At 68.4% G+C, this 21791-nt stretch carries 12 protein-coding genes and 1 pseudogene; 6 read left to right on the top strand and 7 right to left on the bottom strand.

Annotation, left to right across the window (positions count from 1 at the left end):
* The 5 genes and pseudogenes from ASE30_RS28945 to ASE30_RS09740 form a co-directional block, all read left to right on the top strand.
* Nucleotides 1-163, top strand: a pseudogene (locus ASE30_RS28945) (Vi polysaccharide biosynthesis UDP-N-acetylglucosamine C-6 dehydrogenase TviB); the annotation flags it as partial.
* Between the two features lie 16 nt (nucleotides 164-179).
* Nucleotides 180-2240 (top strand): capsular polysaccharide biosynthesis protein, encoded by a 2061-nt coding sequence (locus ASE30_RS09755; protein ID WP_057284109.1) that lies wholly within the window; start codon nucleotides 180-182, stop codon nucleotides 2238-2240.
* Nucleotides 2237-3460 carry a capsule biosynthesis protein gene (locus ASE30_RS09750; protein ID WP_057284108.1) on the top strand — a complete coding sequence of 408 codons (1224 nt, stop codon included), beginning with the start codon at nucleotides 2237-2239 and terminating at the stop codon, nucleotides 3458-3460. The genes ASE30_RS09755 and ASE30_RS09750 overlap by 4 nt, the downstream gene beginning before the upstream one ends.
* Nucleotides 3451-4227: an SDR family NAD(P)-dependent oxidoreductase gene (locus ASE30_RS09745; protein WP_369819313.1), complete on the top strand. Its 777-nt coding sequence runs from the start codon at nucleotides 3451-3453 to the stop codon at nucleotides 4225-4227. Before ASE30_RS09750 ends, ASE30_RS09745 begins: the two co-directional genes overlap by 10 nt.
* Nucleotides 4220-5725: an LTA synthase family protein gene (locus ASE30_RS09740; RefSeq protein WP_057284106.1), complete on the top strand. Its 1506-nt coding sequence runs from the start codon at nucleotides 4220-4222 to the stop codon at nucleotides 5723-5725. Before ASE30_RS09745 ends, ASE30_RS09740 begins: the two co-directional genes overlap by 8 nt.
* A 15-nt stretch (nucleotides 5726-5740) precedes the next feature.
* Here the strand turns inward: ASE30_RS09740 and ASE30_RS09735 are convergent, their stop codons facing one another.
* The 3 genes from ASE30_RS09735 to ASE30_RS09725 form a co-directional block, all read right to left on the bottom strand.
* Nucleotides 5741-7096, bottom strand: a complete 1356-nt coding sequence (locus ASE30_RS09735) for an aminotransferase class I/II-fold pyridoxal phosphate-dependent enzyme (RefSeq protein ID WP_057284105.1) — start codon at nucleotides 7094-7096, stop codon at nucleotides 5741-5743.
* On the bottom strand, nucleotides 7093-14748 hold the full coding sequence (locus tag ASE30_RS09730) for a type I polyketide synthase (RefSeq protein ID WP_057284104.1): 7656 nt from the start codon (nucleotides 14746-14748) through the stop codon (nucleotides 7093-7095). The genes ASE30_RS09735 and ASE30_RS09730 overlap by 4 nt, the downstream gene beginning before the upstream one ends.
* A gap of 345 nt (nucleotides 14749-15093) precedes the next feature.
* Nucleotides 15094-15699, bottom strand: coding sequence for an alpha/beta hydrolase (locus ASE30_RS09725; protein ID WP_057284103.1), 606 nt, complete (start codon nucleotides 15697-15699; stop codon nucleotides 15094-15096).
* Nucleotides 15700-15967: 268 nt separating this feature from the next.
* On the opposite strand from ASE30_RS09725, the gene ASE30_RS09720 reads away from it, so the two are divergent.
* Nucleotides 15968-17095 (top strand): branched-chain amino acid ABC transporter substrate-binding protein, encoded by a 1128-nt coding sequence (locus ASE30_RS09720; protein WP_057284102.1) that lies wholly within the window; start codon nucleotides 15968-15970, stop codon nucleotides 17093-17095.
* A 124-nt stretch (nucleotides 17096-17219) separates the two neighbouring features.
* Here the strand turns inward: ASE30_RS09720 and ASE30_RS09715 are convergent, their stop codons facing one another.
* The 4 genes from ASE30_RS09715 to ugpB all read right to left on the bottom strand — a co-directional run bounded on the left by ASE30_RS09715 (nucleotide 17220) and on the right by ugpB (nucleotide 21675).
* Nucleotides 17220-18308 (bottom strand): sn-glycerol-3-phosphate import ATP-binding protein UgpC, encoded by a 1089-nt coding sequence (locus ASE30_RS09715; protein WP_057284101.1) that lies wholly within the window; start codon nucleotides 18306-18308, stop codon nucleotides 17220-17222.
* Nucleotides 18309-18357: 49 nt separating this feature from the next.
* On the bottom strand, nucleotides 18358-19209 hold the full coding sequence (ugpE, locus tag ASE30_RS09710; RefSeq protein ID WP_057284100.1) for a sn-glycerol-3-phosphate ABC transporter permease UgpE: 852 nt from the start codon (nucleotides 19207-19209) through the stop codon (nucleotides 18358-18360).
* A 21-nt stretch (nucleotides 19210-19230) separates the two neighbouring features.
* Nucleotides 19231-20112: a sn-glycerol-3-phosphate ABC transporter permease UgpA gene (ugpA, locus tag ASE30_RS09705; RefSeq protein WP_057284099.1), complete on the bottom strand. Its 882-nt coding sequence runs from the start codon at nucleotides 20110-20112 to the stop codon at nucleotides 19231-19233.
* Between the two features lie 249 nt (nucleotides 20113-20361).
* A complete protein-coding gene (gene ugpB, locus ASE30_RS09700; protein ID WP_057284098.1) occupies nucleotides 20362-21675 on the bottom strand; it encodes a sn-glycerol-3-phosphate ABC transporter substrate-binding protein UgpB in 1314 nt (437 codons plus the stop codon).
* Nucleotides 21676-21791: the final 116 nt, after the last annotated feature.

The following is a 21791-nucleotide window of genomic DNA, read 5'->3' as shown; positions in this document are numbered from 1 at the left end:
CCAGCCCGAGGAAGGCAAGTACGACGCCGTCATCCTGGCGGTGGCGCACAACCAGTTCAAGGCCTTGGGCGCGGAGGGCATCCGCAAGCTCGGCAAGGCGCAACACATCCTGTACGACCTGAAGTACGTGCTGTCGCCCGCCGAATCGGACCTGCGTCTCTGAGCCGCGCCGGTCGAGCATGATAGAAATCCATTCCGCCGGGATCGCCCGCATTCCCTTCCTGGAAGCCTTGCTGGGCGCGCCGGTCGAGCGCGGCAACGGGCTTCGGGGCAGGGGCGGGCGGCGCCCGGACGCCGTGGCCGGCTGGGGGCTGCGGCCCTCGGCCGACACCGCGCGTCAACGGGCCGCCCAGCTGGGCGTGCCCTACCTGGCGCTGGAGGACGGCTTCCTGCGCTCTTTCGGCACGGGCAGCGGCGTTCCGACCATTTCGATGGTGGTGGACCCGGTGGGCATCTATTACGATTCGACCCGCGAATCCGCCCTGGAACGCATGCTGTCCTCGGACGAGGACCTGCTGGCCGGCATCGAAGAAGATGTGGCCGAGGCGATGGGCCTGATCCGGGAACATCGCCTGTCCAAATACAACCACGTCCGCAACGCGGACCCGGTGCTGGCGGGCGCCCGGGGCAGAAAGCGCATCCTGATCGTGGACCAGACGGTCGGCGACATGAGCGTCGCGCTGGGCGGCGCCACGGCCGATACGTTCCGCCAGATGGTCGAGGCCGCGCGCAGCGAGCATCCCGGCGCGTTGTGCATCGTGAAGACGCACCCGGAAGTCAGCGCGGGCCAGAAGCAGGGCTATCTGACCGGCATGGCCGACGACGCGGACACGCTGGTGCTGCGCGACGAGGTGAACCCGCTGGCCCTGCTGGAGCAGGTCGATCACGTGTATGTGGTCAGCTCGCAGATGGGGTTCGAAGCCCTGATGCTGGGCCGGCCCGTGACGTGCTTCGGTATGCCGTGGTACGCGGGCTGGGGGCTCACCCAGGACCGCCAGGCCTGCCCGCGCCGGTCGCGCGCGCACAGCCTGGAAACCCTGTTCGCCGCGGCGTATTTCCATTACACCCGCTATCTCGACCCGGTCAGCCACCGGCAGGGCAGCATCTTCGATGCGATCGGCTGGCTGCTGCGGCAGCGGACCATGGCGGAGCGTCTGCCTCGCAGGATCGTGGGCGTGGGATTCCGACGCTGGAAGGCGGCTAACATCCGGCCGATGCTGTCGCTGCAGACGGATCGCGTGCTGTTCGTGCCGGACGCCCGCCGCGCGAAAGCGCTGGATCTGGGCCCCGGCGATGCGCTCGTCCATTGGAGCGCGGAGGCGCCGGACGGGCTGGTCCAGCTTGCCCGGCGCACCGGCTGCGCGGTGCTGCGGGTCGAGGACGGTTTCGTGCGTTCGGTGGGGCTGGGATCGGACCTGATCCGGCCGCTGAGCCTGGCCCTGGACGGGCAGGGCATGTATTTCGACCCGACCCGTCCCAGCGACCTGGAGCAGGAGCTGAACCAGGTTCGCTTCAGCCCCGGCGAGCTGGCCACGGCGCGGCGCGTGCGCGCATTCATGGTGGCCCATGGCATCACCAAGTACAACCTGGAGCCGACCCGCGCCGTGCGGTGGCCGGTACGGGGCAAGGAGGTGGTGCTGGTACCGGGCCAGGTCGAGGACGACGTTTCCGTGCGCCTGGGCTGCGACGGCGTGGACACCAATCTGGAACTGTTGCGGCAGGCGCGGCGCAGCCATCCCGACGCCTACATCGTGTACAAGCCGCATCCCGACGTCGCCTCCGGCAACCGGCGCGGCGCGGTGGCGCCGGCGGCCCTGCTGGCGCTGGCGGACCACGTCGAGACCGAGTCCTCGGTGGTTGCCTGCATCGATGCCTGCGATGTCGTGCACACGATGACTTCGCTGTCGGGGTTCGATGCCTTGCTGCGGGGCAAGCGGGTGGTGACGCACGGGCGTCCCTTCTATGCGGGCTGGGGCCTCACCGAGGACCGCCTGCCCATCGCGCGGCGGGATCGCCCGCTGAGCCTGGACGAGCTCGTGGCCGGCGTGCTGCTTCGCTATCCGCTGTATTGGGACTGGGAGCTGAAGGGCTACACCACCTGCGAGGCCGTGCTGAACCGGATCGTGGAAACGCGCGACGAACTGGCGCGCGAGGGCAAGCTGGCCCGGCTGCGGGTGGGCTACGCGCGCCGCCAGTGGCGCAAGCTGGATACCTTGCTGCGGGCGCGGTTCGCGCCATGAGCCGTTCGTATCTATTTCTGCAGGGCGTTTGTTCGCCGTTCTTCGAGCGCCTGGCCGGTGTGCTGGCGGATCGCGGCCATGCCGTCGGCAAGGTGAACTTCACGGTGGGCGATTCCGCCTACTGGCGGCGCGGCCGGACATGGTCCTTCAGGGGCCGTCCGGACGGCCTGGACGCATTTTACGAAGACGCGCTGCAGGCCTCTGGCGCGACGGACATCGTGCTGTTCGGCGATTGCCGGCCAGTCCATCGTCCCGCCGTCGCGCTGGCGCGCGGCCGGGGCCTGCGGACACACGTGTTTGAAGAAGGCTATTTCCGCCCGCATTGGGTGACGCTGGAGCGCGGCGGGGTGAACGCCAATTCGGCGCTGCCCCGCGAGCCGGGCTGGTATCGCGAAGCGGGCCGGCGGCTGGCGTCCGCGCCGGTGCCCCAGCCGTTCCGCGCTCCATTCTGGAACCGGGCGGCCCACGACGTGGCCTATCACGTGTGCGGCGCGCTCAACCCCGTCTGCTATCCACGCTACCGCACCCATGCGCCGTACGGCGCCGCCAGGGAGTACGGCGCGTATGTGCGCCGCGCGGTCAAGCTGCGCCTGCGCGGCCGCGCCGACGCCGCGGCGGTGGCGCGGGTGGCCGCCGGGCCAAACCCCTACTATCTGTTCCCGCTGCAGCTCGACGGCGACGCGCAGATCCTGCATCACTCGCCTTTCCGGAGCATGCGGCAGGTGGCCGCGCTGGTGCTGGCCTCGTTCGCGGCCCACGCGCCGGCGCAAAGCCTGCTGGTGGTGAAGAACCATCCGCTGGACCCCGGCGTGGCGCGCCATGAAAGCGGCGTGCGGGATCTGGCGCGCATGTTCGGCGTGGCCGACAGGGTGATCTACCTGGAAGCCGGGCATCTGCCCAGTCTGCTGGCGCGGGCGGCGGGCGTCGTCACCGTGAACAGCACCGTGGGCGCGGCCGCGCTGGAGGCAGGCTGCCCGACGCTCGCCCTGAGCGCGGCCGTCTACCACCTGGAGGGGCTGACCTTCCAGGGGCAGCTCGACGACTTCTGGCAAGGCGCGGCGCCGCCCGACCCGGTATTCTTCAGGCAGTTCAAGGCGGCGGTGGTGCATGCCACGCAGATCAACGGCGGCTTCTACAGCGCCGAGGGGATCGCGCTGGCCACGCGCCACGCCGCGGACCGGATGGAGCGCGACCGCTCCGTGCTGGAGGAATACGCATGACGCGCGCACCCGAATCCGTTCTGATCACCGGCGCCACGGGCGCCATCGGCCAGGCGCTGGCGCTGGAATATGCCCGGCCCGGCGCCAGCCTGACGCTGCAGGGCCGCCGCGAGCCGGTCCTGCGCGAACTCGCTGGGCGCTGCGAGGCGCGCGGCGCGCGCGTGCGCGCCAAGGTGCTGGACCTGCGGGACCGCCCGGCGCTGGACGGCTGGCTGCGCGAACTGGCCGGCGATGGGCTGCCCGACCTCGCGGTCGTCAATGCGGGCGTCAATATCTCGGCGCCCGCGCCCGGACAGGGCGAGTCCTGGCAGGACATGGAAACGCTCATCGAGGTCAACCTGCGCGCGGCCCTGGCGGTCACGCACGCGCTGGCCGAAGGCATGCGGCGGCGGGGGTCGGGGCAGATTGCGCTGATGAGCTCGCAAGCCGCGTGGCGCGGGCTGCCGGCCACCCCAAGCTACAGCGCCAGCAAGGCCGCCTTGAAGGCCTACGGCGAGGCCCTGCGCGACGGGCTGCGGGTGCATGGGGTACGGGTCAGCGTGGTGATGCCCGGCTACGTGACCTCGCCGATGTGCGCGGCCATGCCCGGGCCCAAGCCCTTTGAACTGAGCGCGGAGCGCGCCGCCGGCCGCATACGGCTGGGCTTGGCGGCGGATCGTGCCCGCATCAGCTTTCCCTTCCCGCTGAGCCTGGGCTGCTGGCTGCTGGCCGGACTGCCGCCCGCGTGCTCGGGGTGGATACTGCGCAGGCTGGGCTACGGTGCCTGACGCGGTCTGGAGCGCTGTCGCCGCGCCGCTGGCCGGCGGCCTGCTGGCGACGTGGCTGCTGGAGGCGGGACTGGCGCCGCGCCCGCGCGCGCCATGGCGCCGGCCGTTGGCCGCGCTGGCGCTGCATGCGGGCGCATGGATCTTTGCCTTTGCCTGCGCATGGGCCATCGTGGGGCGGCCTTATTTCGCCGCCGCCATCCTGCTGGCGGCGTTCGGCCTGATCGTCGCGGTGAACAACGCGAAATACCAGGCGCTGCGCGAACCCTTCGTATGGGCGGACTTCGAGTACTTCACCGATGCGATCCGCCATCCACGGCTGTACCTGCCGTTCCTGGGCATCGCGCGCGCGCTCGCGGTGGCCGCCGGCGTGGCGGCGGCGGTGGCGGCCGGATGGCTGCTGGAAAGCGCCGTGCGCGCGTGGACGCTGGCGGCGGCGCTGGGCGCGGCCGGCGCGGTGCTGGCGGCATGGGGGAATTCAAGAAACGTGCCGGTGTCGTTCGAGGCGCGCAAGGACCTGCGCAGGCTCGGGCTGGCGATGTCGCTGTGGCGCTACGCGCAGGCCGAACGCCGGTTCATCGACCCGCCGCTCACGCCGTTCTCGCAAGCCGCGCCGGCGGTGGCCGGGCCATTGCCCGACCTGGTGGCCGTGCAGAGCGAGTCCTTCTTCGATCCGCGCCCGCTGTATCCGCAACTGCGTGCCGGCATGCTGCACGGATTCGATCGATTGCGCGCGCAGGCGTGCGCGCACGGCCAGCTTCGCGTGGCGTCGTGGGGCGCCAATACCGTGCGTACCGAGTTCGCCTTTCTGTCGGGACTGGGTCCGCGCGAGCAGGGCGTGCACCGCTACCAGCCGTACCGGCGGCTGGCCCGCGCCGGGTTGGACACGATGGCGAGCTATCTGCGCAAACAGGGCTATCGCACGGTCTGCGTGCATCCCTATCACGGCAGCTTCTACGGCAGGGACCGCGTGCTTCCGCTGCTGGGTTTCGATGAATTCATCGATATCGCCGCGTTTGCGGGGCCGCTGGACGGCGCGCCCTATGTGGGCGATCGCGCCGTGGCGGAGCATGTCGCGTCCGTGCTGCGGCGTGAACGCACGCAGCCGCTGTACGTGCATGTGATCACCATGGAAAACCACGGCCCGCTGCATCTGGAGCGCGTGGCGCCCGGCGACGAAGACGCCGTTTGCGCGCAGGCGCTGCCACCGGGTTGCGCCGACCTGGTCGCGTACTGCCGCCATCTGTGCAATGCGGACGCGATGTTCACGTCGCTGGCCCACACGCTGTCGGACCTGCCACGGCCGGCCGGCCTGTGCATCTATGGAGACCACGTCCCCATCATGCCGCAGGTCTACCGCCAGCTTGGCGCGCCGGACGGCGCGACGGACTATCTGGTGTGGCGGCCGGGCCATGCCGGCCGGCCGGACGCCGAGGCGGTCGCCGCCACGGATCTTGCCGGCATTTTCCTGCGCCACATGGGATTGATGTCCGGCGCCTGAGGCGGCGCCGGCCGCCTACAGGCGCGCCAGTTCCCGCGCCAGCGTGGCGACAGCCAGGGCGATGTCCGCCTCGCTGTGCTCGCTGCACAGGAAGAACCGCAGCCGCGCCGACTTCTCGGGCACGGCCGGATACAGGATGGGCTGCGCGTTGATGCCCTGGCCAAACAGCGCGGACGACAGCTTGGCGGCCCTGAGCGATGTGCCCACGATGGCCGGAACGATGGCCAGGCCCGTGCTGGTGCCGGTGTCGACGCCGGCCGCGCGCGCCTGCGCCAGGAAGCTGGCGCCGCGCGCCTGCAGGGCCGCCACGCGGTCGGGCAGCGCGTGCAGGCGTCCAAGCGCCGCCAGGCTGGCGGCCGCGACCGGCGGCGGCATGCCCACGCTGTACAGAAACCCGGGGGCCAGGCACTTCAGATGGTCGACGAGCGCGCGCTCGCCGGCGATATAGCCGCCGCAGCCCGCTAGGGTCTTGCTCAACGTGCCCATCCAGATGTCGACGTCGCCGCCGCGCAGGCCGAAATGTTCGCGGATGCCATGGCCGCGCTTGCCCATCACGCCCAGGGAATGCGCCTCGTCCACCATCAGGAACACGCGGTGGCGATGCTTGATCTCGACGAAGCGGGGCAGGTCGGGGTAGTCGCCGTCCATGCTGTAGATCCCTTCCAGCACGATCAGGACGCGCTCGAACTGGCGGCGGTTGTCCGCGAGCAGGGCGTCCAGGGCGTCGGCGTCGTTATGGGGAAACGACAGCCGGCGCGCGCCCGAAAGCTGGATGCCTTGCAGGACGCTGTTGTGGATCAGGTCGTCGTGCACGATCAGGTCGTTGGGGCCGAACAGAAAGCCCAGCGTCGAAACGTTGGTTGCGTGGCCGCTGACGAAGGTGACGGCGTCGTCCACGTCATAGAGGTCCGCCAGCGCCTGTTCCAGTTCCCGGTGCAGGGGCCGCTCGCCCGACACCAGCCGGCTGGCGGACACGGACGTGCCGTAATGATCGATCGCCGCCTTGGCCGCGGCCGCCACCACCGGATCGCCGGACAGGCCCAGGTAGTTGTAGCTGGCGAAGTTCAGGTAGGGCTGGCCCGAGATCCGGGTGGACGCGCCGGCATTGCCTTCATGCACCTTGAAGAAGGGACTGCTGACGCCCAGGGTGGCCGCGCCTTCGCTGAGGATACGCAGTTGCTGGTATCCCGGATGCAGCGCAAAGCGGTAGTGCTGCTCGGGCACCTCGGCATGGCTGCCCGTGGCCTGCGCCGCGGGCGCCTGGCGTCCGGCGCCGCGCAGCTTGCGCTGCAGCGATTCCTGGATCAGACGTTGTTTGATGCTGGCGGCCAGCCCTGGCCGGCCGCCCGCGGGGCCTCTGTCCTGCGTCATTGGGTCATTCCTTGTCCGGCTTCCGCCTGGCCCGAGCGGACGCGTTTCGCAATCGCGTCCAGATGCTCGGGGTCGACCTGCGCCGCATGTTGGGAAGCCACCATTTCGATCTGGGCGGCGATATCGTCGCCGGTTTCCTGGCGGCTGTCGCCTCGCAGGGCGGCGATCAGGCGGGCGCTCAGCTTGTCCAGCGTCGGGCTCTCGCTTAGCGCCATGACCGGCAGCCGGATGCCGAAGCGGGCCTCCAGCGCCACCACCAGCTCGACGCCCATCAGCGAATCCAGGCCGATGTCGTAGAGCGAGCGGGAGGCCTCGATCTTGTCCTTGGGCACGCGCAGGATCTCGCTGACTTCCTGCTTCAGCATCTCGATCACGCGCGGGCCCAGCTCGGCATCGTCAAGCTGGTCCAGTTGCGCCAGCAGGTCGTCGGAGTCGCCGGCGGCGTCGGACGATTCGCCGGCATGGCGGGCGATGTCCGCAAAACGGGGCGCGGCTGCGCCGGGCAGGTGCCGGGCCAGCGCGTGCCAGTCCAGTTCCAGGACGCCCAGGCCGCTGGCGCCGGCCAGCAGCATGTCTTCCAGCGCGTCCAGCGCGCCGGATGCGTTGAGGGCAGCCCCGCCCATGCGATGCTGCAAGGCCTGCCTGATGGCCTCGTTGCGGGCCAGGTAGCCCGCGTCGCCGATCGCGCCCCAGCGCGCGCAGGTCACGGGCAGGCCAAGCGCGCGCCGCTCGCGCGCCAGCGACTCCATCCAGGCGTTGGCGGCCACATAGGCGCTTTGCCCGGGGTTGCCGAAGAGCGTGGTGGCCGACGAGAACAGGACAAAGTGGTCCAGCGGGTCGTCCTGCGTCAGCGCGTGCAGCACGGCCGCGCCCTGCATCTTGGGCCGCAGCACCCGCTCGATGCGGTCTTCGCTGGCGCCGGCCGCCAGGCCGTCCTCGATCACGGCGGCGGCGTGGACCACGCCCCGGATGGGCGGAAAGGCCGCTCTTGCAAGGGACAGCATGGCGCCCACGGCCTCGGCGTCGGCGATGTCGCACGCCTGCGCCATGACCTGCACGCCGCGCGCGCGCAGCGCTTCGACCGTGGTGCGGGCCTCGTCCGACGTCAAGCCGCTGCGGCCCGCAAGCACCAGGTGCCGCGCACCCTTGTCGGCCAGCCACAAGGCGGTGCGCAAACCGAAGCCGGACAGGCCTCCGCTCACGACATAGCATCCGTCGGCCGTCAGCGACAGCGTCTGGCGGGCGGGCGGCGCCGCGTCGGACGGCAGGCCGTTGCGGTAAGTCACGACGATCTTGCCGATCTGGCGCGACTGCTGCATGTAGCGGAACGCATCGACGACATCGCGCGCCTCGAAGCAGCGCTGCGGCAGCGGATGCAGCGCGCCGTCGCGGAACAGCTCCATCATCTTCGCGTACAGGGGCCGCGCCAGCTCGGGCCGCGCCGCCAGAAGCTGATCGGCGTCGATGCCGAAATAGCTGATGTTGTTGCGGAACGGGCGCAGGCCGATGCGGGTGTCTTCGTAGAAGTCGCGCTTGCCCAGTTCCAGGAAGCGGCCGAAGGGCGCCAGCACGTCCAGGTTGCGGCGGATCGCTTCGCCGGACAGCGAGTTCAGGACGACGTCCACGCCACGCCCGCCCGTCAATGCGCGGATCTCGTCCGCGTACGACAGCGAGCGGGAATCGAACACATGCGCCACGCCCATCATCCGCAGGAAATCGCGCTTTTCGTCGGAGCCGGCCGTGGCGTAGATCTCGGCGCCCAGCCATTGGGCGTATTGGACCGCTGCAATGCCGACGCCGCCCGCGGCGCCATGGATCAGGACCTTTTCGCCCGGTTCCAGGCGTGCCAGATGGTGCAGCGCGTAGTACACGGTGAAGAAGGTGCTGGGGATGGTGGCGGCGGCCTCGAAGCTCATGCCTTCCGGCAGGGCGGCGACGGCGGTCGTCGTGGTCAGCACGCGGTCCGAGAAGCTGGCCGGACCGAAGCCCAGCACGGCGTCGCCCGGGGCAAAATCGGTGACCCCGGCGCCGGTCCGCAGGACGATGCCCGCGAACTCCAGGCCCAGGCTGGCGCCGGCATAGCCGTTTTCCAGCGCCTCGTCGGCCAGCAGGCCCAAGGTGTACATGACATCGCGGAAGTTCAGGCCCGTGGCGTGCACCTGGATTTCAAGTTCGCCGTCCGCGGGCGGCCGCGCCGGGTGGCTCTCCCAGCGCAGGTTGCGAAGCTGCCCGGGCAGTTCGAAGCCCAGCCGGCGCACCATCGGAGCGAGCGGCGCCGGGCCTGGCGCGACGGGGCGGGGCACGACGCGCAGCCGTGGCGCGTAGCGCGCGCCCTGCGCATCCAGCACCACCTCCAGCTCGGCGTCCGGATCGGTCAGCTCGCGCAGCAAGGCGGCGATGGGCGCGGCGTCGGGCGCGGACGGCATGTCCAGCAGGCGCACGGCGGTGTCCGCCGATTCATTCATGATGCTGCGGCCATAGCCGCTCAGCGCCGCGTCGGCAAGGCCGCGCAGGGTCGTGGCGGGACGGCCGTCCGGGGTGCGCGCGCCGGCGGTCAACAGCCACAGCGTGGCGGGCCGCCCATGTTTTTCGCAGGCGCGCAGCGCGGCGGCGGCCAAAGCGCAGCGGCGCGCCTGCGCGTGGCAGGCGGACTGCGCATCGGCGCCCGCGCCGTACAGGCCCGCCAGGTGCACGACGTGGTCGTAGTGCTCGCCCTGCGCAATGGCGGGCAGCGTATCGGACGGCGAGGCCGCCTCCAGCGCCAAATGGGTCACCGCGAGGCCATCTTCACGCAGCTTGCGCGCGAGCGTGGCCGCCAGCGCGGCGCCGGGCCCCTGGTCGTCGGCAAGCAACAGCCAGCGTCCCGGCGCGGGCACGGGCGCATCCGCGTCGGCGGTGGCCGCTTCCGTCAATTCGCCTGCCCGCGCGTGCAGCAGATACGCGCCAGCGGCGGCACCAGGATTCAATTCCAAGGGCGGCTCGCAGGCGCAGCCCAGCGCCTGCAGTTCATGGCGCCAGAAATCGGGCGCCTGCTGCATGGAAACCCGGCCGCCGTCGCCAGCTTCCGACCACCACGATTCGCGCACGCCGAACACGAAGTCGGCCCAGTGCGCGGGGTGGTGTCCCACGATGATCAGGGAGCCGCCCGGCGCCAGGCGGGAGCGGGCGTCGTGCAGCGCGGCGCGGGTCTGCGCGAGCGAGTCGAAATTGCATTGCACGACCGCTAGGTCCACCCCGGCGCCGGTCATGGATCCCGCATCCGCCAAGTCGCCGATCAGGCGCAACATGGCGTCGGGATAGGCCGCGAGCCGGGCGGCGGCCGCGTCCAGGCCGGTTTCGGTGGCGGTGGCATAGCAATAATCCGCGCGCGTGAAGTCCAGCGACGCGCAGCAGTCGGCGCCCAGCAGCGGGGTTTGCGCGCCCATTTCCAGGACGCGCAGGCGCTTGCCGGCGGCAAGCCGGGTCTGCGCGTCCGACAGGATGGCGCAGAGCGATTGTGCAAGCTGCTGGCGGGCGGGCGCCGCCAGCAGATGATTGCCAAGGTCGGCCGGGTCAAACAGCGGCGAGGCGACCGTCTCCGGCAGCGACACGCCCTGGAGCAAGGCGGCCAGATGCAGGCCGACGCGGCCGGCGGCGAGCGCCGGCGCGAAGTGGGCGGGATAGTCGCGCGCGAGTGCATTCCAGATGTCGGCGGCGGCGGTTTCGCCCGGCTGGTCCATCGTCAGCGACCAGCCTGTGGCGTTGCGCTCGGCCACGCCGGCGGTCTGGGCGCGTTCCAGCAGCATATCCAGCATCGGCGCCATGCCGGCCGTGCGCGTTCGCAGCTCGCGCAAGGCCGCATCGGCGATGTCGCCTTGGGGATCCGCGAGCGCGCGCAAGGCCTGCAGGCCGTACTGGTCGCACAGCGCGTCCAGCAGCGGTTCGGCTTCGTCGGCGTAGCAGGCGTAAGCCGGGTCCTTTGCCGCGTCGGCCAGCGCGTCCGACAGGGCCTGGCGCAGCGTGGGCAGCGGCGCGGCGGCGGCGCCGTCGGGCCTGGGGCGCGGCGTGAGCGCTTCGTCGATGAAGCTCAGGCGGTCCTCGGTCTGTTTGACGAGGCGGATGCCGCGCAGGCTCACTTCGGACAGCGCGGCCAATTGCGTGCCGTCCTCGCCGTACAACGCAATTTCGACGGTCAAGGCATGGGGCGTGCGCCGCGTCACGCGCAAGCGCACGTAGCGGGGTTGGCCCGCGCCGGTGCGCAGGGCGATCCGGCCGATCCGGGCGGGCACGAACGCCATGCCGAGACCCATCGACGATTGCCCTTCGAGCAGATGCACGGCCATTTGAAAGGCGCTGTCCAGGCGGGCGGGTTCCAGGTGGCCGGGCTGTTCATGCCCGTCAACCCGCAAACACGCCAGCAAGGTGGCCGGATCGAGGCGCCAGCCATGTTCGATCAGGGCATAAGCGGGTCCGTAGTGCAGGCCGAACGCCGCCGTCAGCGCCGCATGGTCTTCGGCCTGGAAGTCGGGCTGGCGTTCGGGCAGCGCCGGCATGGGGGTGGTCAGGAGCGCCGCGCCCGGTTCAGGCCGGATACGCGCCGACACGTGGCGGGTCCACGCGTCGTCGCTGCCCAGTTCGCGCGCCTGGATGCGCAGGCGCCCATCCTCGGATTCGATGGCGCAGCGCAGCAGCTTGGATGGCGCGGCCGCCAGCAGCAGCGGCGTGTGGATTTCCAGGTTTTCGAGTTCGGCATAGGCGCCGGGCCGGCGTTCCAGCGCGGCGGCCAGGGCGATTTCGACAAAGCCCGCGCCCGGGAACACCGTGGCCTCGCCGACCACGTGGTCGGCCAGTTCCGGGTGCGAATGCGTGTCGAGCTGGTTCTCCCAGGTCAGTTCCTGCTGAGCCAGCCGGTATCCAAGCAGCGGGTGCACGCGATGGCGGTGAAGCAGTCCCAGCGATTGCGGCGTTTCGGCGTACCAATGGCGCTCGCGTTGCCACGGATAGGCGGGCAGGGCGTGGGGAAGTCCCGGGGTGGGGAATGACGCGTTCCAGTCCACGTTCGCGCCGCTCAGGATGAGCTGCGCGGCCGCGTTGGCGACCTTGCGGGGCTCGTCCTCGCCGCGCGTGACGGTGGCCACCACGCGGCCGGGCCGTTCGGCCCGTTTCAAGGCGTCGCTGACGTAACCGCGCAAAACGGCATGCGGGCCGATTTCCACAAACACGCTGTGGCCATCCCCCACGCATTGGGTCAATGCCTGTTCGAACCGCACCGGCTGGCGGATGTTGCGCCACCAGTAGTCGGCGTCCAGTGTATCGGCGGCGAGCGGGCCGCCCGTCACGGCGGAATAGAAATCGCAGGACGGGGCGCGCGGGTCCAGCGCGCTCAGCGCCGCGTGCAGTTCGGGCGCAAGGCCGTCCATCGCGGGGCTGTGGAATGCGTAGTCCAGGTCCAGCCGTTTGCTGGCCACGCCGCGCTGCTGAAGGGCCGCTTCGAGGCGGGCCAGCGCCAGCGGCTCGCCGGCGATGGTCGCGCCACGGGAACTGTTGTAGCCGGCCACGACCAGCGCGTTCGCCAGGCCCAGCTCGGTCAGCAAGGCCTGCGCGCTGCCGCCGTCCACGCCTATCGCGGTCATCTTGCCGCTGCCGCGGGTCTCGCCCTGCAGCCTGCTGCGATGATGGATCACCTGAACCGCGTCCGGCAGGGACAGGGCGCCGCAGGCCCAGGCCGCCGCGACCTCGCCCACGCTGTGGCCCACGACCGCGCGCGGCGTCACGCCTAGCTGGGCGAGCATGCGGGTCACGCCCACTTGCAGGGCGAACAGCGCGGGCTGTGCGAACTCCGTGTGCGCGTAGCGCGAACCGTCCAACTGGCCGGCCAGTTCGTCCGCAAGGCGGTAGCCCGCGAGCGGGGCGAACAGGGCGTCCACCTCGTCGATGGCAGCGCGGAACACGGGGCTGTCGAGCAATCGGCTGCCCATGCCCGCCCACTGCGATCCGTTGCCCGAGTACACGAAGACCGGACCTTGCGGATCGGGCAGGCCTTCGGCGGTCTGCACCGCAAAAGCCTCTTCATCGTCCGCATAGCGCTGCAGCAGGTCCGCCGCCTCGCCGCGGTCCGAGCACCAGGCCAATGCCCGGTGCTCATGCCGTTCGCGCTTCAGCGCGGCCTGATAGGCGATGTCATAGAGCGTCGAGCCGGGCGACGCCTGCAGGTGCCGCGCCATGTCGCGCGCGGCTGCCTTCAGCGCCTGCGGCGTGCGCGCCGACACGATCAGCGGCACGGCGGGCGAGGGCGCCGTCGCGGCCGGGATGGCGGCTGGGATGTTGGCCGGGTGGGAGGTCGGGATGGTGGCCGGGATGGTGGCCGGGATGGTGGCCTGCGCGGCGGGCGTAGCGTCCGGCGTCTGCAGGATCACGTGCGCGTTGGCGCCGCCGAACCCAAACGAGTTCACGCCGATGACCAGGCGGCCCGTGGCGGGCAGCGCATGCGTGCGCGTGACGATATCCAGGTTCCATTCTTCGGCGCGGATGGCGGGATTCAGTTCACGCACGCCGATGGTGGGGGGCACGGTCCGATGCTGCAGGCTGTAAACCGCCTTCACCAAACCGGCCACGCCGGAGGCCGCTTCCAGGTGGCCCATGTTGCTCTTGATGGAGCCGATGGGCAGGGGTTTGCCCGCGGGACGCCGCTGTCCCAGCGCCATGCCGATGGCGCGGGTCTCGATGGGATCGCCGACCGGCGTGCCGGTGCCGTGCGCCTCCAGGTAGTCCACGTCTTCCGGCAGGATGCCGGCGCGATCGTAGGCCTGGCGCAGCAAGGCCGCCTGGGCCTCGGCGCTGGGCACGGTCAGGCCGGATTTGCGGCCGTCGGTATTGACGCCGGTGCCGGCAACGACCGCCAGGATGCGGTCGCCGTCGGCGATCGCGCGGTCATGCTCCTTCAGCATGAACAGGCCGCCGCCTTCCGAGCGGACGTAACCGTCGCCGGCGGCGTCGAACACATTGCAGCGCCCAAGGCGCGAGAGCATCGACGCCTTGGAGAAAATCAGGAAGCCATAGGGATGCAGGTGCAGGCTGATGCCGCCTGCGAGCGCCTGGGAGATGTCGCCCGACTCGATGGCGCGGCAGGCCTGGTGGAACGCGACGAGCGACGACGAACACGCGGTGTCCACCGCCATGCTCGGTCCGCGCAGGTCGTAGACGTAGGACAGGCGGTTCGCGGCGATGCTGTTGGTGTTGCCCGTGGCGAACGCGGCGTCGATCACGCCCAGGTCTTCGGCCATGCGGTAGGAATAGTCGGCGCTGGCGATGCCCACATAGACGCCGCAGTCGCTGCCGCGCAGCGAAGAAGGCTTGATCCCGGCGCTCTCGATTGCCTCCCAGGCCATCTCCAGCAGCATCCGCTGCTGCGGGTCCATCAGGGCGGCTTCGCGCGGCGAAATGCCGAAGAAGGCGGCATCGAATCCGGAGACATCGCCCAGCGATCCCGCCGCGCGTGTATACGCCGTGCCGGGATGCTCGCGCAAGGGGTGGTGATAGGTGTCGGTGGCCCAGCGGTCCGGGTCGACCTCAGTGACGAGGTCGCGGCCCTGTAAAAGATCGGGCCAGTAACGCAGGGAGTCAGTGCTGGGAAATCGGAACGAGAGTCCAATGAGGGCAACACGCTTTGCCATTCAAGATCCTTCTAGCAAGAGCTGGTTGACAGCGTTGTTATTAAGGCCTCTGCTGCAAGAGGCAGTCCGGCTCCAAGGCCGGACCGGGGCGGGCCGCGCGGCCCGCAAGCAGGCGGGTCAGGCAGGCGGCAACGCTGGAGACCGGGGGATTCTAGAAGGCATGCGACCCCCAAATATTTCAAGTCCCGACATTCTTAATGCCAACGTTGCGCGCCATTTGGCGCCCAACGGCCGTGGCAAGGACGAAGGCGCTCTGCCTGCCTCTCGGGCTGGAACGGCTTCTTACATGGGTGTCAGGGTGTTTACACGTCATGAACGGCGCGCGGGGCCGCGGGACGTGCCGTTTCAGGTCTGCTGCGACAGCGGCCGGATCGGAATGGGGGAAATGCGCTCCGGCGGCGGCGAGACGCGCCAGGATGCCCGGCGGCGCAGCGCGCCCAGCAGCTTCAGGCCCTGGGGCCAGTCGCCCAGGCCGCTATCGGCATTGATGTGTCCGGCCCCGGTCATCACGATGACGCGGCTGCCCCAGTCCGACGCGAACGCGCGCGCGCGTTCCAGCGCGCAATAGGGGTCGTCGTCGCTGGTGACCACCACGCTCTGGAACGGCAGGGGCTGGCGCGGAACCGGCGCGAATCCGCGCAGGCACTCGGGCGCGTCCGGCCGTTCGACGTCGGCCGGCGCCACCAGCAGCGCGCCGGCGACCTTGGCGCGCAGGGGCACGGGCAGGGCGGCGCTGATCAGGCATCCCAGGCTGTGGGCGATGAGGAGGACCGGACTGCGGGCCTCGTCCACATCGGCGGCCAGCCGGGCGATCCAATCCGCCGCGCGGGGATTCTCCCAGTCGCGCTGCTCGACACGCTGGGCGTGCGGCAGCAACGCCTGCCAGTGCGATTGCCAGTGTTCGGGGCCGGAGTTTTTCCAGCCCGGGACGATTATCGGTTGGAGTCTCATGAGGCGCATGATGCCGCGCGGCTTTAGTAACTCAAACGAATAAATCGTCTTTTGCATATACGGTGTTTGGAATAAGGCCGGTGGTGATCCGGATGCCGCACTGCAATAGAAAACGGCGCCAAAAACGGGCCGCGCAGTCCCCGGAAACGGCAATATTTCAGTGTATGCTTGCCCTGCAAATGCACCGTGACAGGGCGGGCATATAAGGGTTTCCGGCGTCTGCCCCGTCAACGTACCAACGATTAAAAGCCATTCGAGGAGTCCACTCATGAAGCCAGTATTTCGTCTGACCCCGGTCATCGCAGCGCTGGGGGTCGCCGCTGGTTTGACGTTTGGCGCGGCCGCCCACGCGCAAACCATTAAGATCGGCGTCGTAGGCCCCACCACCGGCGCGGTCACTCAGTATGGCGACATGGTCCGTGAAGGGGTTGATACGGCCGTGGAACGCATCAACGCCGCCGGCGGCATCAACGGCAAGAAGCTTGAAACCGTCGTGATCGACGACGGCTGCGAACCCAAGCAAGGGCCGGTCGCCGCCAACCGTGTCGTCAACAGCAAGATCGGTTTCGTCGTGGGCCATGTGTGCTCGGGCGCCACCATCGCCGCCGCCGACATCTACAACAACGAAGGCGTCGTCATGGTCACGCCTTCGGCCACGTCGCCGGCGCTGACCGACGGCAAGAATTACGAGTTCATCTTCCGCACCATCGGCCGCGACGACCAGCAAGGCCCGGCCGCCGCCAAGTTCATCCTGGAAAAGATCAAGCCGAAGAAGGTCGCCGTGCTGCACGACAAGCAGTCGTACGGCCAGGGCATCGCCACGGCGGTCAAGAACGACCTCGAAAAGGGCGGCGTGGCCGTCGCGATCTTCGAAGGCATCAACGCCGGCGACAGCGACTACTCGGCCGTCATCACCAAGCTCAAGGCCCAAGGCGTCGACTTCGTGTACTACGGCGGCTACCACCCTGAAATGGGCCTGCTGCTGCGCCAGGCCGCCGAGCAGGGCGTGAAGGCCAAGTGGATGGGTCCGGAAGGCACGGGCAACCCCGACATCAACGCCATCGCCGGCGACGCCGTCGAAGGCATGCTGCTGACGCTGCCGGCCGACTTCACCCAGAACGCCGCCAACGCCGACATCGTGAAGGCATTCGAAGCCAAGAAGCGCAACGCCAGCGGCGCGTTCCAGATGACCGCCTACGCGGCCACCCAGGTCATCGCCGACGGCATCAAGGGCGCGGGCAGCGACGACCCCACCAAGGTCGCCAAGTACCTGCATGCCAACGCCTTCGAGACGCCCATCGGCAAGGTGTCGTGGAACAAGCAGGGCGACCTGACGAACTTCCAGTTCGACGTCTTCACCTGGCACAAGGACGGTTCCAAGACCGTCTACAAGTAAAGCGGCGGATCGCCGGGCGGGCCGCGCGCGCGGCGCCGCCCGCGCCGGAAATGGAACCGGCCCGGAAGCGACAAGGCTTCCGGGCCGGTTTTTTTGCGCGGCGGCCGCGCGTGGCGGATGCGGCCTACAGGCCCTGCACGCGGCGGCCGGTGTCGGCCTCGAACCAGTGCAGCGGATGACGGCCGTCCGGGCCGACATTGACGCGGTCGCCGACCTTGGCCGAGGACTCGGACAGCTGGCGCGTCGTGCAGCGCACGACCAGCGTGCTCTTGCCGCAGCGGCAGTGGACAAGCTGCTCGGAACCCAGCGTCTCGACCATTTCCACTTCAGCCGGGACGCCCTGCGTGTTCAGCAGCATGTGTTCCGGGCGCAGGCCCATGATGACCTTGCGGCCGCGCACCTGCGACGGCACCTGCAGCGGCGAGATATCCAGGTGATTGCGGTCGGTGGTCTGGACCGTGCCGTCGCCGGCCACGTCCACTTCCATCAGGTTCATCGGCGGCGAGCCGATGAAACCGGCCACGAACGTGGAGGCGGGCTTTTCGAACACCTCCATCGGGGTGCCGATCTGCTCGGGCACGCCCTGGTACATGACGATCATGCGGTGCGCCAGCGTCATGGCCTCGACCTGATCGTGCGTCACGTACAGGCTGGTGGTGCCAAGGCGGCGGTGCAGCTTCATGATTTCCAGGCGCATCGCCACGCGCAGCTTGGCGTCCAGGTTCGACAGGGGTTCGTCGAACAGGAACACCTTGGGTTCGCGCACGATGGCGCGGCCCATGGCGACGCGCTGGCGCTGGCCGCCCGACAGGGCGCGCGGACGGCGGTCGAGCAGGTGGCCGAGTTCCAGGATCTGCGCGGCGATGTCCACGCGCTTCTTGATCTCGTCCTTGGAGAACTTGCGGATCTTCAAGCCGTAGGCCATGTTTTCAAACACGGTCATGTGCGGGTAGAGCGCGTAGTTCTGGAACACCATCGCGATGTCGCGTTCGGCGGGCTCGAGGGTGTTGACGACCTTGTCGTCGATCACGATGTCGCCGCTGGTGACGGTTTCCAGGCCCGCGACCATGCGCATCAGCGTGGATTTGCCGCAGCCGGACGGGCCGACGATGACGATGAATTCGCCGTCCTTGACGTCCATGTCGATGCCATGGATGACAGGCACGTTGCCGGCGTAGGTTTTCTTGACGTTACGGAAGCTGAGAGTAGCCATGTTTATTCGTGTTCGGAGTCGTGTTCGGGTGGGCGAGGGCGGGCAAGCGTCACTTTTCAGTGTCGACCAGACCCTTGACGAACCATTTCTGCATCAGGATGACGACCAGCGCCGGTGGGATCATCGCGAGCATGGCGGTGGCCATGGTGATGTTCCATTCGGTCACGCTGTCGCCGCCGCTGATCATCCGCTTGATGCCGATGACGACGGGGTACATGTCTTCCTGCGTGGTCACCAGCAGCGGCCACAGGTATTGGTTCCAGCCATAGATGAACTGGATCACGAAGAGCGCGGCGATGCTGGTCTTCGACAGCGGCAGCAGCACGTCGCGGAAGAAGCGCACGGGGCCGGCGCCGTCGATGCGCGCGGCTTCGATCAGCTCGTCCGGCACCGTCAGGAAGAACTGGCGGAACAGGAAGGTGGCCGTGGCCGATGCGATCAGCGGCAAGGTCAGGCCGGCATAGCTGTTGAGCAGCCCCAGGTCGGCAACCACCTTGTAGGTGGGCGCGATCCGGACTTCGACGGGCAGCATGAGCGTGACGAAGATCATCCAGAAAAAGAACATGCGGCCGGGGAAGCGGAAGTACACCACCGCGAACGCCGACAGCAGCGAGATCGCGATCTTGCCGATGGAAATCGCCAGCGCCATGATCAGGCTGACGTACATCATGCGGCCCACGGGCGCGCCCGAGGAGCCGCCCGACGAGCCGCCGAACAGGGCCTGCATGTAGTTGTCCACGAAGTGCGGACCGGGAATCAGCGACATGGGCGCCTGCGCCACTTCCTGTGCGGTCTGGGTGGACGCAACGAAAGTGACGTAAAGCGGAAATGCCACCAGCGCCACCCCGCAGAGCAGAATGACGTGGGCCAGAATATCCAGCCAGGGACGGCGTTCAACCATTGTTATGAGCCTCGAACAAAATCAATACTGCACTTTGCGGTCGACGTAGCGGAATTGCACGACCGTCAAGGCAACCACAATGAACATCAGCACCACGGATTGGGCGGCGGACGAACCGAGGTCCAGGCCGCGGAAGCCGTCGCTGTACACCTTGTAGACGAGGATCGCGGTGGCCGTGCCGGGGCCGCCCTGCGTGGTCGTATCGATCACGGCGAAGGTGTCGAAGAAGGCGTAGATGATGTTGACCACGAGCAGGAAGAACGTGGTGGGCGACAGCAGCGGGAACACGATCGTCCAGAAGCGGCGGGCGGGGCTGGCGCCGTCGATCGCGGCGGCTTCGATGAGCGAGCGCGGAATCGATTGCAGGCCCGCCAGGAAGAACAGGAAGTTGTACGACACCTGCTTCCAGACGGCCGCGATGATCACCAGGGTCATGGCCTGGCCGCCGTCCAGGCGCGGATTCCAGTCCACGCCCGATTTGCGCAGGGCCACGGCCAGGATGCCGACGGAAGGCGAGAACAGGAACAGCCACAGCACGCCGACGACGGCGGGCGCCACGGCATACGGCCAGATGAGCAGCGTCTTGTACAAGCCTGCGCCGCGGATGACGCGGTCGGCCATGACGGCCAGCACCAGCGAAACGCCCAGGCCGATGCCCGCCACCATGACCGAGAAGAACGCGGTGACGCGGAAGGAATCCAGATAGGCCTGTTGCGAGAACAGTTCGATGAAGTTGTCCAGCCCGACGAACTGGGAGGACAGACCGAAGGGATCTTCAAGGCGCATGGACTGCCACATGGCTTGTCCGGCGGGAAGGAAGAAGAACACCACGGTAATGATCAGCTGCGGCAGGAGCAGCAGATAGGGCAAGGTCTTGTGCCCGAATACAACGCGTTTTTCCATAGGGGGAACCCAAGGTACAGAAAAGCGGCGGTTGGAGTAACCGCCGCCTGAAACCGCCTTCGCCAGCATCGCGCGAGGCGCCCGGAACCCGAAAGCTCCGGCACTCATAAAAACACGATAGGCTTAAAGCCCTAAAAAAACCAGGGCTTTAAGCCTCGTAGTCAAGCCTTGCGCTCAAACCCCCAAGTCCTTGTCACGACATGGAAAATGCCGATTGACAGGATGACGGGATCGTCGCGCGAAAGGGCGCTACTTTACACTCTTCTCGAACTTTTCCAGCAGTTCATTGCCGCGCTTGACGATGTTCTCGGCGCCGTCCTTGGCTGCAACCTTGCCGGAGACGATACGTTCGATTTCGGCGTCTTCGATTTCGCGGATCTGCGGCAGGAAGCCCAGGCGCAGGCCGCGCGACTGCGCGGTGGTCTCGACGTTGAGCTGTTTCACGCCCACTTCGGTGCCGGGGTTCTTCTCATAGAAGCCGTCCTTCTTGGTCAGCTCGTACGCGGCCTTGGTGACGGGCACGTAGCCGGTCTGCTGGTGCCAGCGGGCGGCGATTTCCGGGCTGGCCAGGAACTTGAAGAACGCGGTCACGCCCTTGTAGGTTTCCGGCTTCTTGTTGGCGAAGACCCACAGCGAAGCGCCGCCGATGATGGTGTTCTGCGGTGCGCCCTTGACGTCGGCGTAGTAGGGCAGCGTGGACGTGCCGAACTCGAACTTGGCGTTCTTGGCGATGTTGGCGCGCAGGCCGGACGAGCCGGTGATCATGGCGCACTTGCCGCTGATGAACAGCGAATTCGGTTCGTCGCCACGGCCGCCGTACATGAAGATGCCTTCCTTGCCCAGCTTCGCCAGGTTTTCCAGGTGGCGCACGTGCAGCGGGGTGTTGATGGCGATGCGCGCGTCCAGGCCGCCGAAACCGTTGTCCTTGGTGGCGTACGGCACGTTATGCCAGGCCGAGAAGGTTTCGAGCTGGGTCCAGGACGGCCAGGACGTGGTGTAACCGCATTCCTGGCCCGCGGCCTTCAGCTTCTGGCCGGCGGCGGCCAGCTCTTCCCAGGTCTTGGGAGGATTGTCGGCGTCCAGGCCCGCCTTCTTGAAGGCGTCCTTGTTGTAGTAGAAGACCACGGTCGAGCTATTGAAGGGCATCGACACCAGCTTGCCTTCGGGCGACGAGTAGTAGCCGGCCACGGCGCCGATGAATTCCTTCGGATCGATCGGGTTGCCCGCTTCTTCGGACATCTGCTGCACCGGCTTGATGGCGCCCTTGGCGTACATCATGGTGGCGGTGCCGACTTCGAAGACCTGGAGGATGTCCGGGGCGTTGCCGGCGCGGAACGCGGCGATGCCGGCGTTCATGGACTCACCATAGTTGCCCTTGTAGACAGCCTTCACCTGGTAGTCGGGGTTCTTCTTGTTGAATTCTTCGACCAGGCCGTTCACGCGGTCGCCCAGGGCGCCTTCCATCGAGTGCCAGAACTGGATCTCGGTGGCGGCATGCGCGGAAGCGCCCGCGAAAGCCGTCATGATGGCGGCAAAGGTCAAGGCAATACGGTGGGATCGCATAGTGAGGTTCCTCCAGTTGGGCGTGTTGCGGCCGGGTTGTCCGGGCGCATGAAACACGACACCTTATGAATTGTTTGTGACAAAACCGTGACTTTCACATCAGACCAAACGCCTGT

It is taken from the genome of Achromobacter sp. Root83, assembly GCF_001428845.1.
Classification (GTDB): domain Bacteria; phylum Pseudomonadota; class Gammaproteobacteria; order Burkholderiales; family Burkholderiaceae_B; genus Achromobacter.
This window is presented reverse-complemented; position numbering and strand designations above follow the sequence as displayed.